The organism is Leptolyngbya sp. CCY15150, assembly GCF_016888135.1.
Lineage (GTDB): Bacteria > Cyanobacteriota > Cyanobacteriia > RECH01 > RECH01 > RECH01.
Genome location: NZ_JACSWB010000280.1, coordinates 13,973 through 39,088 on the forward strand (window position 1 = coordinate 13,973; position 25,116 = coordinate 39,088).

22 protein-coding genes are annotated in these 25,116 nt (G+C 54.0%); 7 read left to right on the plus strand and 15 right to left on the minus strand.

Annotation, left to right across the window (positions count from 1 at the left end; genetic code table 11):
* Positions 1-96: 96 nt before the first annotated feature.
* A complete protein-coding gene (locus JUJ53_RS22060) occupies positions 97-2,388 on the plus strand; it encodes a tyrosine-protein kinase domain-containing protein (RefSeq protein WP_204154203.1) in 2,292 nt (763 codons plus the stop codon).
* An 80-nt stretch (positions 2,389-2,468) separates the two neighbouring features.
* Here the strand turns inward: JUJ53_RS22060 and JUJ53_RS22065 are convergent, their stop codons facing one another.
* Positions 2,469-2,804: a hypothetical protein gene (locus JUJ53_RS22065; protein ID WP_204154204.1), complete on the minus strand. Its 336-nt coding sequence runs from the start codon at positions 2,802-2,804 to the stop codon at positions 2,469-2,471.
* 142 nt (positions 2,805-2,946) lie between these two features.
* On the opposite strand from JUJ53_RS22065, the gene JUJ53_RS22070 reads away from it, so the two are divergent.
* The 3 genes from JUJ53_RS22070 (at position 2,947) to JUJ53_RS22080 (ending at position 6,788) form a co-directional block, all read left to right on the plus strand.
* Positions 2,947-4,533, plus strand: a complete 1,587-nt coding sequence (locus JUJ53_RS22070; RefSeq protein ID WP_239125287.1) for a helix-turn-helix transcriptional regulator — start codon at positions 2,947-2,949, stop codon at positions 4,531-4,533.
* Positions 4,534-4,710: 177 nt separating this feature from the next.
* Complete coding sequence (gene gmd / locus JUJ53_RS22075) at positions 4,711-5,796, plus strand: GDP-mannose 4,6-dehydratase (RefSeq protein WP_204154205.1); 1,086 nt, start codon at positions 4,711-4,713, stop codon at positions 5,794-5,796.
* Positions 5,797-5,834: 38 nt separating this feature from the next.
* Entirely contained in the window at positions 5,835-6,788 is a 954-nt protein-coding gene (locus JUJ53_RS22080; protein ID WP_204154207.1) for a GDP-L-fucose synthase, read from the plus strand.
* A gap of 79 nt (positions 6,789-6,867) precedes the next feature.
* Here the strand turns inward: JUJ53_RS22080 and JUJ53_RS22085 are convergent, their stop codons facing one another.
* On the minus strand, positions 6,868-7,638 hold the full coding sequence (locus JUJ53_RS22085; RefSeq protein ID WP_204154208.1) for a pentapeptide repeat-containing protein: 771 nt from the start codon (positions 7,636-7,638) through the stop codon (positions 6,868-6,870).
* A gap of 351 nt (positions 7,639-7,989) precedes the next feature.
* On the opposite strand from JUJ53_RS22085, the gene JUJ53_RS22090 reads away from it, so the two are divergent.
* Together JUJ53_RS22090 and JUJ53_RS22095 are read left to right on the plus strand one after the other, a co-directional pair.
* The gene (locus JUJ53_RS22090) at positions 7,990-8,415 is read left to right on the plus strand and encodes a DUF3887 domain-containing protein (protein ID WP_204154209.1); all 426 of its coding nucleotides are present in this window, start codon (positions 7,990-7,992) and stop codon (positions 8,413-8,415) included.
* 471 nt (positions 8,416-8,886) lie between these two features.
* The gene (locus JUJ53_RS22095) at positions 8,887-10,170 is read left to right on the plus strand and encodes a DUF3747 domain-containing protein (RefSeq protein WP_204154210.1); all 1,284 of its coding nucleotides are present in this window, start codon (positions 8,887-8,889) and stop codon (positions 10,168-10,170) included.
* A gap of 419 nt (positions 10,171-10,589) precedes the next feature.
* On the opposite strand, the gene rfbB is transcribed toward JUJ53_RS22095, so the two are convergent.
* The 13 genes from rfbB to JUJ53_RS22160 form a co-directional block, all read right to left on the minus strand.
* Positions 10,590-11,651, minus strand: a complete 1,062-nt coding sequence (gene rfbB / locus JUJ53_RS22100; RefSeq protein WP_204154211.1) for a dTDP-glucose 4,6-dehydratase — start codon at positions 11,649-11,651, stop codon at positions 10,590-10,592.
* 133 nt (positions 11,652-11,784) lie between these two features.
* The gene (locus JUJ53_RS22105; RefSeq protein ID WP_204154212.1) at positions 11,785-12,867 is read right to left on the minus strand and encodes a glycosyltransferase family 2 protein; all 1,083 of its coding nucleotides are present in this window, start codon (positions 12,865-12,867) and stop codon (positions 11,785-11,787) included.
* Between the two features lie 255 nt (positions 12,868-13,122).
* Positions 13,123-14,427: a glycosyltransferase family 4 protein gene (locus JUJ53_RS22110; protein ID WP_204154213.1), complete on the minus strand. Its 1,305-nt coding sequence runs from the start codon at positions 14,425-14,427 to the stop codon at positions 13,123-13,125.
* Between the two features lie 103 nt (positions 14,428-14,530).
* Positions 14,531-15,604, minus strand: a complete 1,074-nt coding sequence (locus JUJ53_RS22115) for a glucose-1-phosphate thymidylyltransferase (RefSeq protein WP_204154214.1) — start codon at positions 15,602-15,604, stop codon at positions 14,531-14,533.
* Between the two features lie 27 nt (positions 15,605-15,631).
* Positions 15,632-16,528 (minus strand): dTDP-4-dehydrorhamnose reductase, encoded by an 897-nt coding sequence (gene rfbD / locus JUJ53_RS22120; RefSeq protein WP_204154216.1) that lies wholly within the window; start codon positions 16,526-16,528, stop codon positions 15,632-15,634.
* Positions 16,528-17,073 carry a dTDP-4-dehydrorhamnose 3,5-epimerase gene (gene rfbC, locus JUJ53_RS22125; RefSeq protein WP_204154218.1) on the minus strand — a complete coding sequence of 182 codons (546 nt, stop codon included), beginning with the start codon at positions 17,071-17,073 and terminating at the stop codon, positions 16,528-16,530. Before rfbC ends, rfbD begins: the two co-directional genes overlap by 1 nt.
* A 136-nt stretch (positions 17,074-17,209) precedes the next feature.
* Positions 17,210-18,418, minus strand: coding sequence for a glycosyltransferase family 2 protein (locus JUJ53_RS22130; protein ID WP_239125288.1), 1,209 nt, complete (start codon positions 18,416-18,418; stop codon positions 17,210-17,212).
* Between the two features lie 89 nt (positions 18,419-18,507).
* Positions 18,508-19,563, minus strand: a complete 1,056-nt coding sequence (locus JUJ53_RS22135; RefSeq protein WP_204154219.1) for a glycosyltransferase family A protein — start codon at positions 19,561-19,563, stop codon at positions 18,508-18,510.
* Between the two features lie 65 nt (positions 19,564-19,628).
* Entirely contained in the window at positions 19,629-20,588 is a 960-nt protein-coding gene (locus JUJ53_RS22140) for a glycosyltransferase (protein ID WP_204154220.1), read from the minus strand.
* Between the two features lie 111 nt (positions 20,589-20,699).
* The gene (locus JUJ53_RS22145) at positions 20,700-21,518 is read right to left on the minus strand and encodes a sulfotransferase (RefSeq protein WP_204154221.1); all 819 of its coding nucleotides are present in this window, start codon (positions 21,516-21,518) and stop codon (positions 20,700-20,702) included.
* Between the two features lie 207 nt (positions 21,519-21,725).
* On the minus strand, positions 21,726-23,090 hold the full coding sequence (locus JUJ53_RS22150; RefSeq protein ID WP_204154222.1) for a lipopolysaccharide biosynthesis protein: 1,365 nt from the start codon (positions 23,088-23,090) through the stop codon (positions 21,726-21,728).
* Positions 23,072-23,293: a hypothetical protein gene (locus tag JUJ53_RS22155; protein ID WP_204154224.1), complete on the minus strand. Its 222-nt coding sequence runs from the start codon at positions 23,291-23,293 to the stop codon at positions 23,072-23,074. The genes JUJ53_RS22150 and JUJ53_RS22155 overlap by 19 nt, the downstream gene beginning before the upstream one ends.
* Before the next feature lie 274 nt (positions 23,294-23,567).
* Positions 23,568-23,750, minus strand: a complete 183-nt coding sequence (locus JUJ53_RS22160) for a hypothetical protein (protein ID WP_204154225.1) — start codon at positions 23,748-23,750, stop codon at positions 23,568-23,570.
* 268 nt (positions 23,751-24,018) lie between these two features.
* On the opposite strand from JUJ53_RS22160, the gene JUJ53_RS22165 reads away from it, so the two are divergent.
* The gene (locus tag JUJ53_RS22165) at positions 24,019-25,020 is read left to right on the plus strand and encodes a glycosyltransferase (protein WP_204154227.1); all 1,002 of its coding nucleotides are present in this window, start codon (positions 24,019-24,021) and stop codon (positions 25,018-25,020) included.
* The last annotated feature ends 96 nt before the right edge of the window (positions 25,021-25,116 follow it).

Here is a 25,116-nt window from a genome sequence, read left to right on the forward strand (position 1 = left end):
GGCAGCGATCGCCCGTGATGACGTCAACTGCTAGCCGTGATCGACCACCACCTTCATGTTTATCTCGTGTTGACCTTGCAATTTAAATAGCCCATTATGCAGCAGTCCCCAGCGGGTTACGACGATCTAAATACTGACGCTCCCCAGGGCGGGTTGAAGCTTGGCCCCTACATTCGAATGCTCAAGCGCAATCTCTGGATTGTGGTTGGCAGCACTCTTTTGTTGGGGGGGGCTGCGTTTGTGAAAAGTACCTCCTCAGTGCCCACCTACCAAGCAGGGTTTCGGCTGCTGGTGGAGCCGGTGACGGCGGAAGCTCGATTAGTCGATCCATCGGCATTAACGCGGAATGGTGGTGGTATTAACCGGGCCCAGGAAATTGACTATCCCACCCAGCTTGAGATTTTGAAAAGCCCGGCGATGCTATGGCCCATCTACGAGCAGGTCAGCGAGGAGTTTCCAGAATTTGCCTATATTCAGCTCCAGAACGACCTCTTGGTGGAGCGATCGCCCCAAACCAAGATCATTGAAGTGACCTTTCTTGGCAATGATCCTGGTTTGGTGCAGACGGTGCTGGATGAAACCGCTGCCAAGTATCTGCAATATAGTTTGCAAGAGCGGAAAACCCGAATTGGTGAAGGGATTAACTTCATTAATGACCAACTTCCTACCCTAGAAGAGCGCGCTAGTGAGCTGCAAGATCGGCTGCAAGATCTCCAGCAGCGCTTTTTTGTGAATGATCCTGAAAACGAAAGTGCTCAGCTCACAGAACAATTGCGGGGCATTGTGTCTCAGCAGGTGGAAACGGCTCAGGAGTTGCGGGAGCAGCGCGAATACTATGCTTCGCTACAGCGGCAGCTCAACCTCACACCCAATCAGGCGATCGCGGCTTCAACCTTAAGTGAAGAGCCAGGCTATCAGGCGCTGCTGACCCAGTTTCGCGAGCTAGAGGCCCAAATTGCCGTCGAGTCTGCCCGCTTTACGGAGGCCAGCCCAACCATTCAAGCGCTACGGGAGCAGCAAGATAATATTGCTAGCCTCATGAACTCAACGGCCCAAAGTATTATTGGCCCTGCCCTAGGCGGCGAGTCGAGTAATCCTGAAGTGCAGGCTTTCCAAAACAGTATCCGCCTGGGTTTGATTCAGCAGATGGTTGATACGTCCAATCTAGTTGAACTATTGGAAGTGCGGCAGGATGAGCTAGGGCGTTTGCGGTCGGCGGCGGAAGACCGGGTGCAAGATTTCCCAGCGATCGCCCGAGAATACAACGAAATTCAGCGAGAATTGGATATCACCACCCAGGCGCTGGATCAACTGCTCTCCCAACGGGAGACCCTAAGCCTAGAAGCCGCTCAGAGCGCTGTACCTTGGGAAGTGCTGTCAGAGCCGCAGGTGCCCTTAGATGAAAACGGCGACCCCATGCCCGAGTCGTCCAGCCCGATTATTTTGCTGGCGGGCATTATGGGCGGAGCGATGTTGGGAGCTGCCCTGGCACTGCTGCTTGAAAAATATCGCGATATCTACCACGACGTTGAGGATATCGAGGACGCTATGCCCGCTCCGATCCTGTCCGTGGTGCCTCCCTGTCCCTTTGCCAACCAAGTCCTGTTCTATTCGCCGGAGTCGTCTACCCTACGGCCCGCTGAGCAAAGCTCGATTGTGGCGTTTCAGGAAGCCTTTAGCGAATTGTTTGCCGGGCTGCGGTTTCAAAAAAGTGGCACGATTCAATCCCTAGCGGTCTGTTCTGCAACGATGGGGGATGGCACGTCAACGATTGCGGCTAATTTAGCCCAAACCCTAGCATCCTCTGGAAAACGAGTGCTGTTGGTCGATGCTAATTTCCGAGATCCAAGGCTGCATGAGTTTTTTGATCTGCCCAATGATAAGGGCCTAGGCGACCTTCTCAAGTCGTCTTTTGAACCAGAAGCGGTGATCCGATCGGCACCAACGGCGGAGCATCTTTCCATCTTAACGGCCGGCAGCACGATGGTGGATGCACCTAAGCTGTTGGGGTCGCCTAGGATGGAAGCCGTCAGCGATCGCTTAGCCGAGATGTTTGACGTGGTGATTTACGACGCTCCGCCCCTGCGCGACTACATGGACACGGTGTTTTTGTCTGACCATGTGGATGGCGTGTTGATGGCGGTGGCCCTGCGCCGCACCAAGCAGTCAGCCGTGAACATTGCCCTAGAAAAATTGCAGGAATATTCTATATCCCTGGTGGGGGTGGTGGCCAACTCGCCCCTCAATCGTCATCGGCCCATGCAGCAAAGCTCTACCAGGGTGGCAGCCGAAGAACCTCTTTGGATGAAAACCGGCGTTTCTGGTTCAGAAGCTGGCGGTTTGTCGATCCAGGCTAGTGAGGGAAAGCCAGTGCCCCATGAGTCTTAGGATAATTGAGGTCTAGGGCGATTGAGGTCTAGGGCGATCGCCCCCCGGATTTATCTAAAGCGATCGCCCCCCGGATTTATCTAAGGCGATCGCCGCTGGAGCCAACGGTTGAACCAGCCCATGATGTTAATATCTCGCCGAAGCTGCTCTAGCTCTTGGCGATGCTGGCTGGCCAACGCCTGATAATCCTGGGCCTGGATATGCTGCACCTCTCGATAGAGCGCTTCTTGATAAAACTCGTGGGTGATTTGGTAGCGCTGTAAAACCTCGATCGCTTCAGGATGGGTATCAGCTTGGGGAATCACCCAATGGAACGGCTGGGAGGACATATCGGCTTGGGGATAGCTACAGCGGGGATCTGGGGAAAGCGATCGCCCCTTGGGCGAGTTGGGGGCAGATCGGATACCATGGGACAACTGAATTCTAGATCTGAGACTCGATCTAAGGTCTAGATCTGAATCTCAATCCTGCATCCCAGTATAAGCGGGACGATCTTGTCCAAATGGTGCAATCCTTACCGATTGCCGCTCGGCCAGGCAGAACGCTAAAGGAAACCGTATGCCTCGCAAACGTAACTCCTCCTCTCCACCCCCAGAAGCATCCCTCTCGCCTGAGTCGGTGCAGATGGAGCTATCCACCGATCCCAGGCCTGCAGATGGAGAGCCGCCTTGTGAGGATCCGCCATCTGTGGATGAGCCTGGGAATGCTTTGCCTGTGGAGCCGCCGTCTGTGAATGCGCCGTCTGTGGAAGTGGTCGATCGCTTTGATGTCTCGTCGGATGCCCTGCAAACCAGTCCCGACCTGTTTCCCAACGGCAAAACCACCACCCGCATGGCCTCGGCCCTGCCCATTTGGGAAGCCAGCAATATTCTCACCCAGCGGAAGGATTTGCCCTGGGGTGCCGATTCGAAGGGCAAACTTCGCTATGCCCGCAATGTGGAAAATGGCGAAGGGGCGGTGCATTTTTGGGTCACGGAGCAGATTGAAGACGAGTCACCCGCTACCCTCGCAGGGGCCGCGGCCCTCGCGGTGATTGACACCTTTGATATTCGCGCCGCCTGTATGCATTTGATCTATGCGGCCCACGCCACCCAGATCGATCGCCCCTGGGAGCAAGAGTTTGTGATCAGCGATCGCCAGATTGAAGAATATCTGGGGCTGAAAAAGCGCACGGACAAGAATAAACAGCAGAAATTGGCGCTGATTCAAGAAATTGCCAAGCAGCCCTGCAAAATCACTACCTTTGTGTCGTGGCCCACCCAAAGCCGCATGAAGGGCTTCACCATTGAAGAAGGGCGCTTGTGGCATTTGTTGGGGACGCGCTACCACTATCAGCAGGATCTGTTTGGCAACAAAGAACTTTCTGGCGTGACCTTTATTGTGCGGGCGGGGCTCTGGGCCCGCTATTTTCTCAACGAAGAGGGGCGGCGCAACAAAAATGCCCTCTGTGAATACAGCACCCTGTCCAAATCCTCCCTGCGGGACGTGATGAGCGTTTGGCAGCACCGGGAAGGGGCGGCTCGCCTGATGGTGTGGCTGCTGTTTAAAACTCGGCTAGAGCGCCAGGAACCGATGTCGGTGATGATGCTCATGGATGTGGCCTTTGGGACAGAGCGGATTGAGCAGGCCAAGCAAGACAGCCAATCCCGCAAACGCTTTGCCAACCTCTGGGATGAAACCCTGCATCTGCTGCAGGTTCGTGATTGGTGTATTCACTTTGATCCAGAAACCTATCCGCCAGAGCTGCAGCCGTTAGGGTTGGGGCGATCGCGCCCGAGTCGGCCCCGAGGCTTTTTTGATCGCCTGCTGCAGGCCCAGCTTTGGATTACCCCCCTCGAAGACTGGCACGATAGCTCCATGACGGTGGATGATACAGACGAGCTTGCCTCTGTGGAACCGGGACCGGAGCCCGAACCGGAACCCGAAACCGGCCTCACCGGAGGGCAAATTAAGGCGATGCGCCTGGGCTATGGCTGGAGTCAACGAAAACTGGCAGCCCTCACGGGGCTCAGCCAGGGATTAATTTCTCAGCTAGAAACCGGGGGGCGATCGCTCACCCCCGATAACCGCGAGGCGCTATCCCGAATTTTTGAGCTGAATGACCCCACAACCGCCCATATCGAAGACGTGCTGCACGAGGATTAGATGACCTTGAGGTGCTCATAGATGCTTATAGAGGTGCAGGATTGAACCTTGTCCTGTGCTGAAGATGTTCAGATCACCGCGTACAATGCAAGACTGCCTCATATGTTGCACCGCCATGACGTGGGCTGTTGTCCAGGGGTGGGAGGTGAATGGCTTAGATTGCTAGGAGTATTAATGGTGACTAATCTAAAACGTGCCCTGATTACCGGAATTACTGGACAAGATGGGTCGTACCTCAGTGAGCTGTTGCTGGACAAAGGCTATGAGGTGCATGGCATTATCCGCCGCACGTCTACATTTAACACCGATCGCATTGATCATATTTACCAAGATCCCCACGATCAGCAGGCTCGCCTCTTCCTGCACTATGGCGATCTCACCGACGGCACCACCCTGCGCCGCATTCTGGAAGATGTGAAGCCGGTGGAGATCTACAACCTGGGAGCCCAATCCCATGTGCGCATTAGCTTTGACGCTCCAGAATATACGGTAGACTCCGTGGCCATGGGGACGCTGCGCCTGCTAGAAGCCATTCGCGACTATCAGCAGCGTACCGGCATTGAGGTGCGGTTTTACCAAGCCGGTTCATCGGAAATGTTTGGTCTAGTACAGGAGGTGCCCCAGCGGGAAACCACGCCTTTCTATCCCCGCAGTCCCTATGCCTGCGCCAAGGTCTATGCCCATTGGCAAACCATCAACTATCGTGAGTCGTATCAGCTTTTTGCCTGCAATGGCATTTTGTTTAACCACGAGTCGCCTCGGCGGGGCGAAACCTTTGTCACCCGGAAGATCACCCGAGCGATCGCCCGTATTGTGGCAGGGCAACAGTCCAAGCTGTACTTGGGAAACCTGGATGCTAAACGCGACTGGGGCTATGCCAAGGACTATGTGCAGGCCATGTGGCTGATGCTGCAGCAAGACCAGCCCGATGATTATGTGGTGGCGACGGGGGAAACCCACTCGGTGCGCGACTTCCTCAACCTGGCCTTTCGCTATGTCAATCTCAACTGGGAAGATTATGTAGAATTTGACGATCGCTACCTCCGGCCCTCGGAGGTGGATCTGTTAATGGGCGATCCAACCAAAGCCAAGCAGCAGCTAGGTTGGCAGCCGTCAGTCACCTTTAAGCAACTGGTGGCGATTATGGTGGATGCCGATCTGCAAGTGCTCGGGCTGAGCAACAGTAACGCCCACAGTAACGCCAACGGCGATTCAGACTATGCCACCGTGCGGCGATCGCTCCAGGATCCCCTGGCCAACTAGTTCTCAGCAGACCCCCAGACCTAGACTATGCCTAGACTATGACAACCCTTGATCTTCGCCAGAAACGCATTCTTGTGACCGGTGGTGCCGGTTTCCTCGGTCAGGCCGTGGTGGCCCAACTGATCGAGGCGGGAGCCACGGCTGAGACCATCACCATTCCGCGATCGCGAGATTGTGATCTGCGCCAGTGGGAGGCTTGCCAACGCGCTGTTGATCAGCAGGATGTGGTGATCCATCTGGCTGCCCACGTCGGCGGCATTGGCCTCAACCGCGAAAAGCCCGCCGAGCTCTACTACGACAACTTAATGATGGGCACCCAGCTCATCCATGCCGCCTATGAAGCTGGGGTGGAAAAATTTGTCTGTGTTGGCACCATCTGCGCCTATCCCAAATTTACGCCGGTGCCCTTCCAGGAAGATGATCTGTGGAACGGCTATCCCGAAGAGACCAACGCCCCCTACGGGATTGCCAAAAAAGCTCTGCTGGTGCAGCTTCAAGCCTATCGCCAGCAGTATGGCCTGGATGGCATCTATCTCCTGCCCGTGAATTTGTACGGCCCCAAGGACAATTTTGATCCCCGCAGTTCCCATGTGATTCCCGCTCTGATCCGCAAGGTGCATGAAGCCCAACAACGGGGCGATCGCTCTATCCCTGTCTGGGGGGATGGTAGCCCCACCCGCGAGTTTCTCTATTCAGATGATGCAGCGCGGGGCATTGTGCTGGGTACGCAACACTACAGCCATCCAGATCCGGTCAATCTCGGCACCGGCGAGGAAATTTCCATTAAGGACTTAGTGGAATTGATCTGTGAGCTGATGGGCTTTACCGGCGACCTAATTTGGGAACATCATCAGCCCAACGGTCAGCCCCGTCGCTGTCTAGACACCCAGCGGGCCGCCCAAGCCTTTGGCTTTCGATCGCAGGTGACGTTTCGCGACGGCCTGCAGCAAACCATCGATTGGTATCGTCAGCAGGCGCAGGTGTTGGCGTAGAGCTGGCTGGTGCATCTAGGGGGTTGGGCGATCGGATAACGTCATCAAACGCACGTTACCGTAGGGTTGCTGATTGGGATTAGCGCGATCGCCCTGGCTCTGCCGCTGGTTTTGGCAAAATTGCCCCCTTAAGATTGGCACCGTCGAAGATCACCTGATCGATGCAGGTGTTGGTGAAATCTGCATATTGGAGATCGGCGTTTTGAAAGCAGCAGCCGGTGAGATCGGCTCCGCTTAGCTTCGCGCCCACCAGATAAGCTTCGGTAAAATTACAGCCTACCAGGGTGCTGCGGCTGAGGTTGGCTTCCTCAAGATCTACCCCAACCAAACTGGCATTACTGAGGTTAGCCTCAATCAAGTTGGCATTGCTGAGGTCAGACAGGTTGAGCGCGCTGTTTTGCAGCTTGGTACGGCTAAGGTCAGTATCCACCAAAATAGAACCCGTACACTGCACGCTGCTGAGATCAGCCCAACTGAGATTGGCCCCCGTGAGGTTCACTTCCCGCAGATCAGCCCAACTGAGATTGGCTTGGATGAGCTGGGCCCGCGATAGCTTAGCGCGCCGTAGATTGGCTTGGATAAAAATTGACCAGCCCGCATCCACATCCTCTAAATCTGCCTGTTGCAGATTCGCCTCACTCAAATCCGCATCCCGCAGATAGGCACCGCGCAGGTTCGTTTTCACCAGTTGCGCTTCCACCAGCTTGGCCTTGATCAAATCCGCGATATGTAAATCCAGCCCACTTAACTTGGCACCGCTCAGATCCGGCTTAATGCGGAGGGTTTGCCGCCATTCATTCCAGGCATCTACGCTCTGGGTGAGCAAGTCGAGATGTTCTTGATCGGCCATGGGTTTAATCCAAGGGTGAGGGAGGTTCGTGAAAACGTGCGGGATAGTTTACGGAAATGCTGGGTGTAGGGGTGAATCCTTTAGGAAGTATGTCTGCTGCTTAGTGAGGCTGATCAACCTATGCTTTTGGCTACCTCTAAGTTGATGTCTTTGGGACAGCTAGACGACTAAACTGGGATAGTTCCCTATTCACGCTTTTTCCAGGGCGATCGGGACATCTCAACCCATCTATTCCGAAGGGTCAAGCCCTGAACAGCTTAGAGGACGTGCTCTGGCCAGCGGCACAAATCCAGCGCCTTTTCGTCTAGCTATTTAGGTTTTCAGTCGCTTCATTCATTTAGGACATACGTTATGAAAAGATACTTGCCCGTTATCGTGATTGCTGCTGCTCTTCTAGGTGGCATCGCTCCAGCTCAGGCCCAAACCGCTCCTGCTGGGGACGCTGCAGCGGCCAATGTTTTAGCCCAAGGTGCTGATGTCACAGCGATCGCTGACACGTTTATTGAGTCATTAGCGAGTGGTGACTACGCGACTGCCCTGCAAAGCTACGATCCGGCCATTCGCACCACCCTCACCGCTGAAAGCCTAGCCCAGCAATGGAACGATCTTATTGCTAGTACGGGTGCTTATGAAGGCCCCGTTGCCACAACGGTGGACAACTCCGGCGATGCACCGGTAGTGATTATGACCGGTCAGTTTGAGAATGGCCCGCGCGACCTGTTTATCTTGTTTAACAGCAATAATCAGATCATCAGTATGGATGCTATGGAATTTTAGGTGGTGATGGGGGGCGATCGCTCCCCCAATCCATCGTCTAATCACGGTCATTCCCTTGGCGTAACCCAGGGGAATTTTTGCCGGCCTATCCCTCATCGGATTGCAGGAGATTGCGGGAGATTACGGATGATCGAGAATAGTGAGATGATAAATCTATGCTGTTTGTGATGGTTAAGGGCGATTTCCAACGCCTATGATTGATTCTGTCTGCTAGATACTCCCGCTACCATCATGCTTGGCCATGCTTAGCGGAGAGAACTGTTCACCCTATGGTTATCAGCATCGCAGGAGCCCATGCAATCATCATCAAGCTGTTCTTCCTAACGATAGAAGAGGCCAATAGGCGTCGGGGTAAGCAAGTATCTCTCGATGTGCCTAAGTCAGATCGCCTAAGTTAGATCGCCTAAGTCAGATCACCTAGTTCAGACGAGCATCCCTTCTATTCATCCGCTAATTTGTAATGGTTTAGTTATGGCTATAAAATCCCTTCTTCATCGCATCTCCACAGTTACAGCCATTGCCGGCACTATGGCAGGCACGCTGCTGATGTCTGCCCCTGCCTTAGCGTCTATTTTTGGACAGCAGGAAGTTGATCAAAGCCGCTTTGTGGCGATCGCTTCTCCCATTGGCGGCGGTAGTTCTCACCAGTTGCTGATTGTTGAGCAAGTGTCCACAACGCGTCAATGTTGGAACGAGCAGGGCAGCAATCCCACGATTATCGATCCTCTCCTGCTGACGTTTGATTTTACGGGTATCTGTGGTCGCAGCACCGATAGTAACGGCTATTCGATTCGTATTGCCGGGGAAGACTTGGGCGTTCAGTACAGCCTGCGGGTGGTGCGTCGGGGTGGAGATATGGTGCTGGTGGGCGTGCCCTTCAGTCGTTCGGCGGGCCAAGAATATGAACTTGGCCGCGCCAATGGCGTCACCACCGACTTTGCCAAAATTACCCTCGATCCTGGCTGGCGGTTTGCGAAGCGCACCTATGAAGGACGCACCTTGGGGCATGTCTACATCACTCGGGATACTGCACCACCGACCACGCCCACCACACCGCCGGTTGTGACACCGCCAGTTGTAACACCACCGACTACGCCTCCTACGACACCTCCTACGACGCCACCGACCACACCGCCGGTCGTGACACCACCCACGACCCCTGCCTTCAGTGATATTGCTGGAGATATTTATGCAGCGGATATTCAGCTTGCGGTTGAGCGTGGGTTTATTTCAGGATTTTTGGAAGACAACACCTTCCGTCCTCGCGCTTCCTTGACCCGTGAACAGTTGGTCTCCATTGTGATTGAGGCACTCGATACGTTGCCCGATGTGAATTTGGCGCTGCCGACTCAGGTAGGTAGCAACCCCTATCGAGATGTGGGTGCGTCTCGCTGGAGTGCAGCTAAGATTCAATTTGCCCGCGATAACAACATTATTAGTGGCTATCAAGACGGTAGCTTCCGTCCTGGGCAACCAGTGACACGGGCTGAGCTGATGGCAGTGTTGCGCCGTGCGGCTGAATATGGGCAAACGCTCCAAGGTGACGATCCTACGCTAGTTGGCAATACGGCGGCGACGAGCTTTACCGATATCTCCGGGCATTGGGGCTCAAGCTTGATTACCCAGATGTCTACCTACTGCGGTGTTGCTTCACCGCTCAACGAAACTGGGCAACGGTTCAGCCCCGACGAAGCGGCGCTACGTAACTACGCCACGGCGGCGACGGTGCGGATGCTGCGCTGTTTGGAAGACTAGTAACGCAAGACAGAAGAACGAAGATAGAAGAACGAAGAGGACTTCCAAGACAGTCAAGGGTTTCCGCCTTAGCAACTAGGCGGGTTATGTCTGCCTAGGAGTACTAGCGGCTGAACGGTCAGGAATAGATGTGCCCTGACCGTTCACCTTTGGGCGGTCAGATGTCTTGTTCAAGAGACGTTAACGTTACCCACCCAATGAGCCTAGATGTTCTCGTAAGGTGGGCGCTGGGACGGGTTACGCGATCGCTACCCGTCCTACTGGTTTCCAGCCCCTTCTATCCTTGTGGAAACCAAAAAGTTCACATACGTTCAAAGCCCCTCGCCCGTTCTGGGAGAGGGGCTTTGGGGTGAGGGGCTTCCAGTTGTGTCAGCTTTGATGGGTTACGCTGTCGCTAACCCGTCCTACCGCTAGGGAGCTCAGGCGTAGACTTTTTGGTAGTAGGCTTGGTAGTCCTCAGATAGCAAGGGCTGCCACCATTCCTCATGGCTAAGAAACCATTCAATGGTCTGGCGTAGGCCTTCATCGACGGTGACGGAGGGCGTCCAGCCGAGTTGGGTTTTGATTTTGTTGGCATCGATCGCATAGCGGCGATCGTGGCCAGCTCGGTCTTTCACGAAGGTGATCAGTTGCCGAGAGGGGCGCACGGGTAGATTTGGCGCGAGATCGTCCATCAAATCGCAGAGCATATGCACGAGGTCGATATTTTTGACCTCGTTATTGCCGCCAACGTTGTAGGTTTCGCCGGTCTGGCCTTTGTGGATGACGACATCTAGGGCAGTGCAGTGATCTTTCACATAGAGCCAGTCGCGAATATTTTGCCCATCACCATAGACCGGCAGCGGCTTACCCAGCAGGATGTTGATGCACATCAGGGGAATGAGCTTTTCGGGGAAGTGGTAGGGGCCGTAGTTATTGGAACAGTTGGTGACCAGCGTGGGCATGCCATAGGTGTGGAAGTAGGCCCGGGCTAGGTGATCGCTGCCAGCTTTGGAGGCAGAGTAGGGGCTGTTGGGCGCGTAGGGGGTGGTTTCGCTAAAGGCGGGATCATCCGCCTCTAAGCTGCCATAGACTTCATCGGTGGAAACATGCAGGAAGCGATCGCTCTCTAGCTGGCCGCGACCTGTCCAATGATGGCGAAAGGCTTCGAGCAGCGTGAAGGTGCCGACGACATTGGTGCGAATGAAGGCATCGGGGCCCAGAATCGAGCGATCCACATGGGATTCAGCGGCGAAGTGGGCAACGGTGTTGATTTGCTCTTCAGCCAATAGTTGATCCACCATGGGGCGATCGCAAATATCCCCCTGCACAAACCGAAAATTGTCATGGCTATCAAGGTCATTCAGCGTAGCCCGATTGCCGGCATAGGTGAGCGCATCCAGCACCACCACGCGATCGCTGGGATAGGTTTCACACCAATGATGGACAAAGTTCGATCCGATGAAACCAGCCCCACCCGTGATCAAAAGTCGTCGCTGCATGTTTTCCATAATCCTGGCTGAGTCCTACAGGGTACGTTACAAATAAAGAGCGGTCTACCAAACGAAATGCAACCTAATAGTTAAAGTGCTTGCCCAACAGCTTGTTCCATGAAGCGATCTGCCCAACACATATCTAGGCTTGGGTGAGAGATTTTTGAAACTGCGGATACCAGTCTTCTAAATCCTGAACGGACATGGAAAACACTTTAAACGAGTAGGCTAAGCCAACTAATAATCCCCGAACCTGAGGTAGTGAAAAGCGTTTGCTGAGAATATCCTTGCAGAGTTCTGCCAGGATCCGTCTAACCATTAAAACATAGAACTTTGAGTGAACTTTGGACGCATTTGAGGCATGTTTCTTAATACAGATAGCTTGGTTGAGAACCGATAGAATGGTCACCTGAAATCGTCGGAGACGACCTGATTTGCTTTCGAAATGATGGATAGCTGCCTGGGGCGCTTCCACCAAAGCTCCATGCAATGAAACTCGATAGCTAGCATCTAGATCTTCTCCGGCTGCATAGTAAAGCAAGGCAGGTTCAAACTTTACTTTAGCAATCGTTTCTCGGCGGTAGGTCATGCGAAATCCCTGGAAAAGTTTCACGGGAAATATAGAAACGTGATCCTCAGGAAAACTTGGAAACGATTGAGCAGGAAAAGAGCCAGTATAGGGGACAAATAAATGCTCACTCGACATGAGAAAAATATGCGTCCACAGGAAATGTTTGAGCTTACTAAATCGTCCATTCCGGAGAGATTTTGCCTCTGGATTCATACCCGTTTCCTTGGGTTTATCATCAATGAAAATCCCAGAAGGGGGAGCATGGGCAGCGGCTGGCTGTACTCCTTGAATTATCGATTGGGAGTCTAGTTCGTAGATGTTCATGACGTCCTCAGCGCAGGTGGGATACATGAGAGAGTCATCATCAATCAGAAAAACAATATCCGCCGTTGCTAATTGAATCGCTTGATTACGCTGAAGTGTGAGCCCACGTTTTTCAGCTTCAACATAAGTCCATTGAATATCAGGTGCTTGATGAGCGAAGGTTTCTAGTATAGATTGCTGCGTTTTTTGCCAATAGGGGCTTCCATCTACAATGATGATTTCTGTGGGGGGACGAGATTGCGATAGGGCGCACTGAATACACAGAGGCAATATTTTCTCTCGCTTATAGGTACAGACTAATAATCCCCAAGATAAGGGTTGCTGATTCACAAATGGAAAACTCCTATGGATGACTAGACTGAGACTAGGATAGATGCCTGGTTTCTGATTAAGACGAAGGCGATCGCTTAGATGTTCTTCTAGTTATCACATAAGTTTTGATCCATAAAAGCAGCTATTGAAACAACGTTGTGCTTGTTGACTAAGTTTGACTCAAGAGCTAGGGGAGAAGCCTTCAAAAACTGGTTAGAAAACCGGACTTTCAAGATAGTTTAAACCTAGTTTATCAGCTAGATTGAGAGGCTATTAACCTGTAGCAACATCCAGTTTAGGAACCGGAGATGGGCTGACCAGCTCATCATAAATAGCCATCATTGTTAGGGCTTTTTGTCCCCATTCAAATTGTTTAGCCTGCTCCGTAGCTGTTTTCGACATGGTTCGACGTAGGGCTTCATCCTTCACCAGTTGGGTGATGTGAACTGCCATTTCTTGGACAATGTGGTCACGGGACAGGGGCTCAATTTTGAAGCCAGTTTCTGCCGTTACATATTCACCAATGCCGCCGTTATTCACCACAATGCAAGGCAGGCCGCAGGCCATGGCCTCCATAACAACCGCACCGCCAAATTCACGAATAGAGGGGAAACAAAAGAGGTCAGACTTGCGGTAATAGTCGAGGGTTTCCTGTTGCTGCACCCAGCCGGTAAAGGTAATCGCTGATGTGAGGTTTAACTGCTGGGTTTGTTCCTCAAGGGGCGATCGCTCTTGGCCATCTCCCACAATGGTTAGGTGAATGCGATCGCGCACCTCGGGTTCTAGTTGAGCGATCGCATCGACCAACATATCGGCTCCTTTATAGGGCACTAAGCGCCCCACAAAAATTAGCTCAATTTTGTCATGGACGGGGCGATCCTCAGCGGCATCTAAAAACTTTTGCTCGATGCCATTTTCGTAGAACAGATGAATGCGATCGCTGGGAAGATCAAATTTCTCCTGCAGCATGTCTAAGGTATAGGTTGATCCAGCAAGGATTTTGTCGGCGCGGCGATAGGTATCTTCATAGCCGGGCAGGAGCAGTTCTCCTAGATCTCGAAGAAAATTTAGGTAGGCATGTTCCTTGCGGGCGATCGCTTCAAAGTTTTTGGGAAACGGAACGCCGCCATTGACGGGGCCGTAGAGAAACGGGGTGCGATCGCACACTTGGCTAAGTTTGACCGGATAGCGAGGAATCATCGGGGTGATCACATGCACCAGGTCGTAGTCTCCCGCCACCACGCTGTCTTTGAATTGCTGGTAGACCCGGCGGTTAAATTCTTCGTAGACCGGATAGGTGAGGGCATGAAACAGCGGCCAAATCTTGGAAGCGATCGGCCCAACTAAACCAAAGTAAAGCTGAATGCCTCGACTTTCTTCGATATAAACAACGTTTTGATGGCCCCGTTTTTGCATAGCATCGCGGTTGCGCGCATGGGTGACCAGGGTGGCGTTCACCCGTTGATTGATCTCTCGGAAAAAGTTGTATCCCACTAAGGGAACCGATGACCAATCCGGGTTACAGGACTCGATGATCAATAAAACGTTGAGGGATTTGTAATCTGCGGTCTCAGGCATGAGCAGGTGCCTCTTGCATCAAAGTATGGGGCGGAACGGTGGGCAACTCAGGCATCTAGGGTTGCTAGGCGTGTGGTTGGGAGGGTCTGGGATCTGGGATACCCTACATCACCTCAATCTTAGAATCGTCGCCGATCATGAACCGCAAAGCCTTGGGACGCTGAGGCGCTTCTTTGAGCTGGGCCCGCTGACCAATCAGGCTGTCTACAATTCGGTGATGAATGCCGGTGATGCTGGCACCCTTCAGCAAGACGCTATGTTCAATATCGGCTTCAATCAGCGATACCTCGTTGGCAATGCTGCTGTAGGGGCCAATAAAGCAATTTTCGATATGGCAGTTGTCCCCGATAATCACCGGGCCGCGAATGGTGGAATTGATAATTTTGGACTGTTTGCCAATACTCACCCGCCCAATAATCTGGCTCTTATCATCCACCTCGCCATTCACGGAGGATTGCAAGCAGGTGTCGAGAATCACCCGGTTGGCTTCTAGCAAATCATCTTTTTTCCCGGTATCTAGCCACCAGCCTTGAATGCGGCGGGCTTCCACCTTTTGCTGATGGTCGATCAGATATTGGATGGCGTCGGTGATTTCTAGCTCGCCCCGAGCCGAGGGTTGGATATGGGCGATCGCTTCATGAATACTCGGCGCAAATAGATAAATGCCCACCAGAGCTAAGTTGGAGGGCGGCACCTTCGGTTTTTCCACCAAGGCCAACACCCGCCCCTCGTCGTCAATTTTGGCGACCCCAAAGGCGGTGGGATTGGGCACCTCACAGAGCAGAGTGAGGGCGTCGAGCTGGCGAGCTTTGAAGGCGTCAATAAAGAGGTTCAAGTCGCTCTGCACCAGGTTATCGCCCAGGTACATGACGAAGGGCGAATCGCCGAGAAACGGCTGGGCAATTTTCACCGCATGGGCGAGCCCTGCCGGTTCCTCTTGCAAAATGTAGGTAATGTTGGCTCCAAAGCGATCGCCATTCCCGGTTTTAGCCTGCACTTCGCCGCCGGTTTCTGGGCTAATAATGATGCCGATCTCAGTAATGCCAGCGGCGACAATGTCCTCAATCCCGTACCAGAGAATCGGTTTATTAGCTACGGGTACCAGTTGCTTCGCCCCAGTATAGGTAAGAGGACGCAAACGGGTTCCTTTGCCACCAGATAAGATAATTGCTTTCATGGGAGTGCTATGGGTGAAGGACTGAATTCAACGAGCAGAGGCGGTCACGGGTGCTAGGTCATGCAGCAGTTTCCGCAGGCTGGCCCGCCAATGGGGAGCGGGATGCCCTAGGATGTCGGCGGCTTTCTGACCGGACAGCACCGAGTAGGCAGGCCGCTGGGCCGGGGTGGGATAGTCAGCAGTGGTAATCGGCACCACCCGTTTGAGGGTGAGGGGAAATCCAAGGGCGGCGGCTTCTTCAACGATCGCCACGGCGAAGTCATACCAGCTAATGGCTCCGCTGTTGGTGTAGTGGAGGATGCCGGTGGTGGGGCTGGGGGCGCAGAGGTAGGGAATCAACTGGGCGATCGCTTGGGCCAAGTCTCCCGTCCAGGTTGGGCAGCCGACCTGATCCATGACCACCCGCAGTTCTTCGCGCTCGGCCCCAAGGCGCAGCATAGTTTTGACAAAATTGCCCTTGCCGCCGGCACCGTAGACCCAGGCAGTGCGTACAATCAGGTGGCGATCGCAATTATTGCTCACGCCCAGCTCTCCAGCCAGCTTGGATTGCCCATAGGCTCCCTTGGGGCCGGTGGGATCGTCTTCTAGGTAGGGGGTATTTTTGCTGCCGTCAAACACATAGTCGGTGGAGACGTGGATGATGGAACTGCCGAGTTTTTGCGCCTCTTCCGCCAAAATTGTGGGCGCGGTGCCGTTGATGGCGATCGCTCGATCCATTTCCCGCTCGGCGGTGTCTACGCCGGTATAGGCCGCAGCATTGACGACCACATCGGGCCGGATCGCCTGCATCACCTGCCGGATTTGGTCAGGCTGGCTGAGATCCAGGCGCGATCGCCCTAGGGCGGTTACATCGCTGAGGGTGGAGAGAATAGGCTGGAGTTCGCTGCCCAGTTGACCATCGATACCCGTGAGTAGAATCCGCATTAGGCGTACACCTCGGCTGTTTTGAAGGATTGACCCGCTTGGTCTTTGCTCGACAGGATCGGGTCGGCCGTGAGGGGCCAGAGGATGCCCACGTCGGGGTCATTCCAAAGGAGCGATCGCTCGTGCTGGGGTGCGTAGTAGTCGGTGGCTTTGTAGAGCACGTCGGCGCTGTCAGAAAGCACCAGAAAGCCATGGGCAAAGCCGGGGGGCACCCAAAGCTGGCGTTTATTGTCCGCACTGAGTTCACAACTGACCCAGTTACCAAAGGTGGGGGAGCTTTTCCGCATATCCACCGCCACATCGAGAATGCTGCCCATCGCCGCCCGCACCAGCTTACCCTGGGGCTGCTGCACTTGATAATGCAGACCGCGCAGCACATGCTTGACGGAGCGAGAGTGATTATCTTGGACAAAATCGAGATCGAGCCCAGTTTTATCGGCAAAGGTACGCCGGTTAAAACTTTCCATGAAGAAGCCGCGATCGTCCCCAAACACCTTCGGTTCTAAAATCAGCACATCGGGGATGTCTGTGGGAATGATCTGCATGAAAACCTCCTTATGAATTCCCGGTTTGGCAGGGTTGAGGCCTAGCCCATCTCAGTATTCCCACGAGTTTTTGTAAACCTTCAGATGGTTCGTAAAGTTTCCGTAGAGATGTAGGGATTAAGGACGGTTTGGGATACTAGGGCGCACGATCGGCCTTCGGCGGCGGGGCAGGATCTCGTTCCGTGCGCACCCACTGCCGCTGGGGTCGGACGATGAAGGCAATATACATGGGGATTTTCCAGAGCACGTAGAGGGGAATCGAGAGTAACTGTCCTAGGGAAAGGATCGATCGCCCAAAGCGAGCCCAAGCCAGCATCACCGCCGATAGCAGCAGCAGGCCCTGCAGACCCAAAAAGCCCGCGATCGCCCACGACACACCCAGCCAGCCAGCGGCGATCGCCCCCACCATCGCCGCACCCCACAGCATCACCAACAGCGACAGGGGTGGCACGGCCAAGTCCAACGCTAGGGCCAAGGCACCAAGGCGCTGCCGGGCGATCGCTGTGGTCAACAACCGGGGAACTTGGGTCACCAAGGTTTGCAAATGGCCATGTTCCCAGCGGGTGCGTTGGCTGGTGGCGGCCTGATCCTGCTGGGGCAAGCGACCGATCACCCGGGCCGTTTCGCAAAACTGGGGCGGCGCACCGGCGATCGCTAGGTCTAAACCCAACTGCATATCTTCCACAATGTTGCCGCTGGCCAAGGGCGATTGCCGAATCATCTCCCAGGGAAAGGCCATGCCGGTGCCGGTGAGCAGGCAGGGCAAGCCCAAGCGCTGCAAACCTCGCGGCCGCACCCGATTCTTCACCATAAAGGCCAGAGCCGACACCGAATCCTTGGCGCTGGGATCGGGCGGTTGCTCCATCAAATACAAAGCCTGTACCGGGCGCTGGGACTGGGCGGCCTGCTGGGCGATGGTGCGCAGGGCTCCGGGCAGTAGGGTGCAGTCGGCATCCACCATCACCACAATGTCGGGCGGATCCGCATCTAGGGAGCGCAGCCCAAAATCTAGGGCATAGCCCTTGCCCCGCTGATCCCGATTCTGGCGTTCGAGCACCGTGGCTCCCGCCGAGCGAGCGATGGCGGCAGTGTCATCGCTGCAGTTATCGGCAATGACGATCAGGCGATCGCCCTCTACCAGTTGGGGCATCAGTGCGGCCAGGGTGTCTTGAATGACCAGAGCCTCGTTGTGCGCTGGAATCAACACCGCCAATCGTGGTGCATGGGCCAACGGGGCGGGCGATCGCCCCGGCAGCATGGCTAGCCAACATTCAAGGGTGAAGGTGAGAACTGGAATGCAGACGATCAGGGCGATCGCCCAGCATAGGTATGTCAGAACGACCAAATCTAGCTCCTTGGCTGCAAGATACTAAGGCTCAACGGTAGCAGATCCGTAAATCTACCCTCAAGTTGCCCAAGAAGGCGCGATCGCTATCATCCATCTCGGTCAACCTCGGATGTAACCGGTTTGGCTGGGGGCTGGGGGGCTTCGTCCATGGGTGGACTGGGGGGAGCGGGTGCCGACGGTGCTTTCTGGGTGGGCAGTTTGGCCAGTAAGACCAAAAAGTTGCTCCAGGTGGGCAGATGGCCAGGATTGGCCAGGAGCGATCGCACCCCTAGCTTCAAGGCATTCCGCCGCTGTCCTTGGCTGAGAGCCTGCCAGGCTCGACCCTGTAGAAATCCCTGAATTTGTTCATTGGACGAATAGGATCGCGACTCGGAACCTTGGGGAATAGGCGGAAAGATGCCACGTTGCAGATCATCCTGCCCTTGATGCTGGCGCTGCTGCTGGAAGGTGCGGGCGATCCGATCAAAAAAGACCCGTCGCTCGGAAGGGATCACGTGGGTAATGGAGTCGTTGTGCAGGCGGTAGCAATAGCGAGACTCGATCTGGTAAAACACCCGGCAAATGTCGGTCAGACGAAGCTGCAGGTCAATGTCTTCGCCGGTTTCGAAGTAGGGACGAAACCCGCCCAGGAGTCGTAGGGTGTCCGTGCGGATGGCGAAGGTGCAGAGGTGGGTGCGGGTGATGCCTTGCTGAAGTTCATCGGTCACCTCTTCCGGCGTGCTGCCGGTGTCGTGCTGCAGGACAAAGGAGCCGTTGGGCGCAATGATGTCGTAGCTACCACAAACCGCGCCATAGTCTGGATGCTGCTGCAGCCAGTTGGCTTGGGAGGCAATGCGTCCAGGCGTAAACAGATCATCGGCATCACAGCGCATGATGATCGCGCCCCGGGCCGCCGCTAGTCCTAGGTTCATGGTGGTGGAAATGCCCGCCTTAGCACCGTTGACGACCCGCAATCGCGCATCTTGAATCGCCTGCACTCGTTCTAGGGAGCGATCGCTAGAGCGATCGTTGACCACAACCACCTCCAAGGGAATCGTGGTTTCTTGCAGCACCGACTGCAGCGCCTGAGTAATATAGCCCTCGGCGTTATACATCGGAATAATCACGCTAACGAGCGGTGGTGGTAGTTCCAAAGTCTGCATGGTGCGATCGCTCTCCTACTGGGTGAATGAACGGACTCTTTTTCCAAAGGTCTCCTAGAGGACAGCTAAGGTTCCTCCAGGGACGGCATTGGCTTGGCGATCGCACAGCCCAAGAGTATCCAGCCATCGGTCTGGAAGGGACGTAGCTTGATCGCCCGCCACCCATAGACCAAGGCAGTTTGGCGCTGGCGGCTATTGAAGGCCCACCAGCCATACTTGAGCATAAAGTGATGCTGGGACTCAGGATCGGCGGTGGGTCGCCAGGCATAGCCCGCTTCAAACTTGCCCTCGATGCCGCGCCGCTGCCAAGCGCGTTCGCAAACCCGCCGCGCATTGTGCCGCTGTTCCGTACTGCGCGTTTCGCTAATGGAATGGGCATGGAGCCGATAGTGCAGCACAACGGTTTGCAGATTGGCCAGATGCCCCACTTCCCCCAGCCGCAGCCACAGGTCTAAATCTAAGGCGCTTTTCAGCGATTCGTCATAGCCGCCAATCTCCTGCAGGGTGCTGCGACGCATCATGGCACAGGGATGGCAAATACTGCCATGGCCGGCGAGGGCAGATTGTTGAATCGCCTCATTGTCTGGGGGGAGGGCCAGGTAGGTGAGCAGGCGACCCTCAGCATCGATCAGGGCATGGTTACCACCCACACAGACCACCTCTGGATGGTCATGGAGGAAGCTGACCTGCTGGCTAAAGCGATCGGGCAGGGCGATGTCATCGGCATCCATGACGGCAATGAACTCGCCTTGGGCTTGGGCCTGGAGGCGATTGCGGGTAGCCGAAACCCCTAGATTGGTGGGGTTAGCCAGCACATGGATGCGGGCATCTTGGGCGGCATAGGTTTGGAGGATGGCGAGGGAGCGATCGCTAGAACAGTCATCACCGATCCACAGCTCAAAGTCCTCAAAGGTTTGGGACAAGATACTCTCAATTGCTTCAGCTAGGTAGCGTTCGGAGTTGTAAACCGGCAAAATGACCGAGACCCGAGGGGGGCGATCGCAGTCAATAGGCACGTTTGACATCAGCTCATCTCACAAAGGGACAAAAGTTGGACGAAAGGTGGTTTCAAAGCCCTTCTACCTCTCTGGCAAAGGGGTTGGGGGAGGTCTTCGAGGTTTGTTTCACCATCTGGCTCACGATTCATCCTGGGATATGGGCAGGCTAGTACATCGCTGGCTTAAGGTTTGACAACAGTCTTGAAAGGCTTGATTGGCCCGCTCAAGAAGATGTGGATCTAGGTTATAGAGTGTTTTTTTAGGATTGCGAATAATGGTTCCAGATTCTAAATTTCCAGACCAGTCACCCACTTTTCTCTGTCCAGTTACCGGCGTTTTTTCATACTGTTCAGAAAGGGGAAATTTTAGAGATAGATGCTGTTCTAGGGCTCGAAAAACAGCATCTGTTTGATGAATGAGCTGAGCATGGGTGAGGAAAAATGCTCGCTTAGGATGTTCCATGATCTCGGCATAGCGCTGGATGCTTCGGAGGCGATCGCAATAATATTGGGTGTAGTCTTCTACAGAATAGAGCTGGACTCCATCATCTCCCGTTTCGCCCCATAGCTTGACCATGCTAGACAAGGTTTCCGCCGGATCTCTTAGGAGAAAAATGATGGAGATACGAGGATGATTGAGGAGAGATTCGTCTTTAATATGCATATCATGAAGAATTTTGTCCATGATAAAGCGATCGCTCATATCAAGTTGCTTTAGGGCATATTTAACATCACACATTAAGTGAGTTAAATCCTGTTGGTTCCAATAAAAAACATGGGTTTCTCCATAGCCAGAAATCTCTGGATTGGTGTTGAGGATATGGGTAAACATCGATGAACCCGATCGCATATGTCCCAATATCCATAGATACTCATAGGACTTACGACGAACGACCAAGTTAGCCTTGTAATAGGCTCGAAATAGTTTTGCGGTTAAGGCATCTGGCTGTTGGATCATGGTGTCTCTTGGGTTGAATCTCTGGTGCTGAAATAAATCTGCTGAACTAGCTCAGTTGGTTGAAGGTTTTTGAAGTTAATACATGAGGTTGCTAGAGATGATGAGACTGTTCCTTAAAACCAGCAGACACACCTGATAGAACTTGATGAATAGGATGCATGAATCTTGAAAACTATCTCGACAACTGCCATCAATCATGCTGATAGCTTAAATAGAACTCAGCATATAGGTTGAGCCCCAAATAATCACGATGGCAGCACCAAGCACCGGGATATCAACCTCTGGCTGCCAGAGCGAAAACTTAGAGAAAATGATGGCTTTCACAGGATAGGCAAACCAGGTCACACTGGCTAACCCCCACACCACACCCGGTTGACCATTGAGCTGATAGCCGATGACCATCGCGGCTAACTGCACTGAAATTTGCACAACCAACAAAAAGGACACCAGGAAAGTCTTGCCTTTGGCCATCAAAATACCGTCATAGGTGCCGCCCACAACGCCAATTAATGATCCCAACGAAATAATCTGAATGATCCAGCCAGCATCAGCATAGCGTTCATCATATAAAGTGTTGATAATAGTGGGGCCAAACAGAATAAACGTTAGGGAAATACCCCAGCCAATTCCTATTAAGGTGAGGCGGCTTTTGCGTAGATTGGTATAGACTCGCTCGGGGCGATCGCGAATGAGTTCGGCATAGGAGGGAAACAGGACGCGATCGATCACCTGGGAAATGGCTTGGCGGGGGAAGCGGGCTAGGGTGACGGCGATGGTGTAAACCCCCAAAAATCGCACGTCTAGCAATCGTCCCAGAATCAAGCGATCGCCCTGACCGGCCAAGAAGGTCAGCGCGGTGCTAATAAAAATCCAGCGCCCAAAGCGATAGAGGGACTTGAAGGCCTCCGGTTCCCAATGAAAGCGGTTGGGGATGCCCGGCAGCATCACATGGCTGAGGGTCATGCGCACCAAGCTATCTACCAGCCCCCCTGCCACCAGCGCCCAGACCGATTCATACCGCCAAGCACAGAAAACCATCACCACCAAACCCACCACATAGGAGGTGAGTTCTAAGCTCGTGACCAACCCAAGCCGAAGGTTGCGGTTGGCGGTGGGCAGCTTGGTGGAGGTGAAGCCGGAGATTAACGCCGTTAACCCCACCACGGGCAAAAGCTGGGTGAGCATGGGTTCGCGGTAGAACTGGGACGCCGGGAACGCGATCGCGCAGGACAACAACCACAGCCCCACCCCGCGTCCAGCTTGAATCGTCCAGGCAGTGTTGAGAAAGGCTGGATCATCGCCCCGTTTATCGTGAATGATGCTGGGCTTGATGCCAATGTCGGAAAACATTTCTAGCCCCTGCAGAAAAATCTGCACCAGCGACATTAGCCCAAAGGCCTCTGGAAACAGCAGGCGAGTCAGAACTAAATTGCTGGCAAACCGTAGAACCTGATTGGCACCATAGCCGCCCAGCGTCCACATGGATCCCCGGATGGCCCGTGCTTTTAAGGACGGTTTGGCCGCAGGATCAGGCGTGGGCTCGGGAGAAGGCGTTAAGGACGGATCAGCCATACAGAGTCCCTAGTAATGTGCAATCGCAGGCGTGCCCAGGATACCCAAATTTGCCCAAAGATATTCACATCAAGGGCGATCGCTCTTAAAATCGCTCTCAAAAATGCCGTGCGTTCGACGAGGTGAGGGCTCCAGAAACTCCTATGCCTTGGGCGATGATCGGTACCTTTCAGGCTGAGGATCTCCGTCGAATTTACGTTCAAAATAACCCTATGGGGATGACTCAAATCGATAGATAATTTCAATAGATGCCTAACATAACCTGAGTGTGGGATAAGCTGAAAGCCTTATGCTCTCGTTGTTTGAGAGCCTGCCTTCATCTGAAAAGCGGAACCATTCCCTTAGCCCAAACTGACGTTATACTAGCGCCCTAACCATAGTTGAAACGATAGAAAACTAAGTGCCCTGACGTATGGCGATCGCACGGTCAAGAGTACGGATCCAAATTATGCTCCTAGGATGATGCATGGCAATGTTTTAACCAGGACGCATCAACATTTCAAGTTCGGCCAAAGTATCTTGGCCGTCCGTCGCCACCTCATCTGGCTCTGGGTCATGGGTCAAGATGGGAGCTGTTTTGCGAGATACACCCCAAGACTGATGTAGTCGAAAGCGAATCTCAAGGTGTCCCCAGGAATTTCGCTGTAGTGGAATTTGCATGGTTACTTAAATGTTCACGACTTCTTCAAGATACGAAAGTTTCTGAGAATTGCCTGTGATGGAGTTAAGACTTACCTGTGACCCTCATGAGACGTGTGATTGATCCCGGTCTATCCATCGAGTGATAGTACATCCGTCTGAGAGCGATCGCCGTCGGTTGTTCCGATGATCCCGGTCACAGGGCGGCCTTGCCGAAGCTAAGCTGTATTGGGCATGGTAGAAGCGAACCCTTGGGGCGATCGCCCCTAATCAATGAGTGAGGTGTCCCTTGAACACAATTGGATTAGTCGCGATTGGTCGCAATGAAGGCGATCGCCTGCAGCGCTGTTTAAAATCGGTGGTGGGCCAGGCTGATGCGGTGGTCTACGTCGATTCTGGCTCCACGGACGGCAGCGTCGAGTTTGCCCAATCTCTCGGCGTTGAGGTGGTGGTGCTTGATCTGTCTATTCCCTTCACCGCCGCCCGCGCTCGGAATGCTGGCTTTGAACGGCTGCTGCAGCTCCAGCCCGATCTCACCTTTGTGCAATTTGTCGATGGAGATTGCGAAGTGGTGCCAGGCTGGCTGGAGATGGCTCGCCAAGCCTTGAGCGATCGCCCGGATCTGGCGGTGGTCTGCGGACGGCGGCGGGAGCGCTTCCCCGAGGCCTCGATCTATAACCAAATCTGTGACATTGAATGGGATACCCCAGTGGGAGAAGCCACGGCCTGTGGCGGCGATGCCATGATGCGGGTGGCGGCAGTCCAACAGGTGAACGGCTTCAACCCTAGTTTGATTGCTGGGGAGGAGCCGGAGCTATGCGTGCGATTGCGTCAGCAGGATTGGAAAATCTTCCGTCTAGATGCAGAGATGACCCTGCATGATGCCCAAATGACCCAGTTTTCCCAGTGGTGGAAGCGATCGCAGCGATCGGGTCATGCCTTCGCCCAAGGCAGTTGGATGCATGGCCGCAGTCCTCAGCAGCATTGGGTCAAGGAAAGCCGCCGGATTTGGATCTGGGGGCTGGTGATCCCCGTAGTGATCTTGGGAACGGCTGGGATCACCTCGGGCTTTAGTTTACTGCTGCTGGCTCTCTATCTGGTGTCTGCCCTGCGAACGGCTCGTTATGCCCAGGGCAAGGGCTATGAGCCAGGCGTAGCTCGCTGGTATGGATGGTTTTGCACCGTAGGAAAATTTCCAGAACTTCAGGGTCAGCTCCAGTTTCATCTTCGTCGGATCTTCCATCGCCAAGCCACGCTGATCGAATATAAATCTGCGCCATCCAGCCGCTAATTTGGCTGGCTCTTGGTGAGCAGAGCCAGCCAGGATCCGGATATCAAAAGCTGGGGCAGAAAAGTAGATTGACCCATGGTAGGCCATGCCATGGGT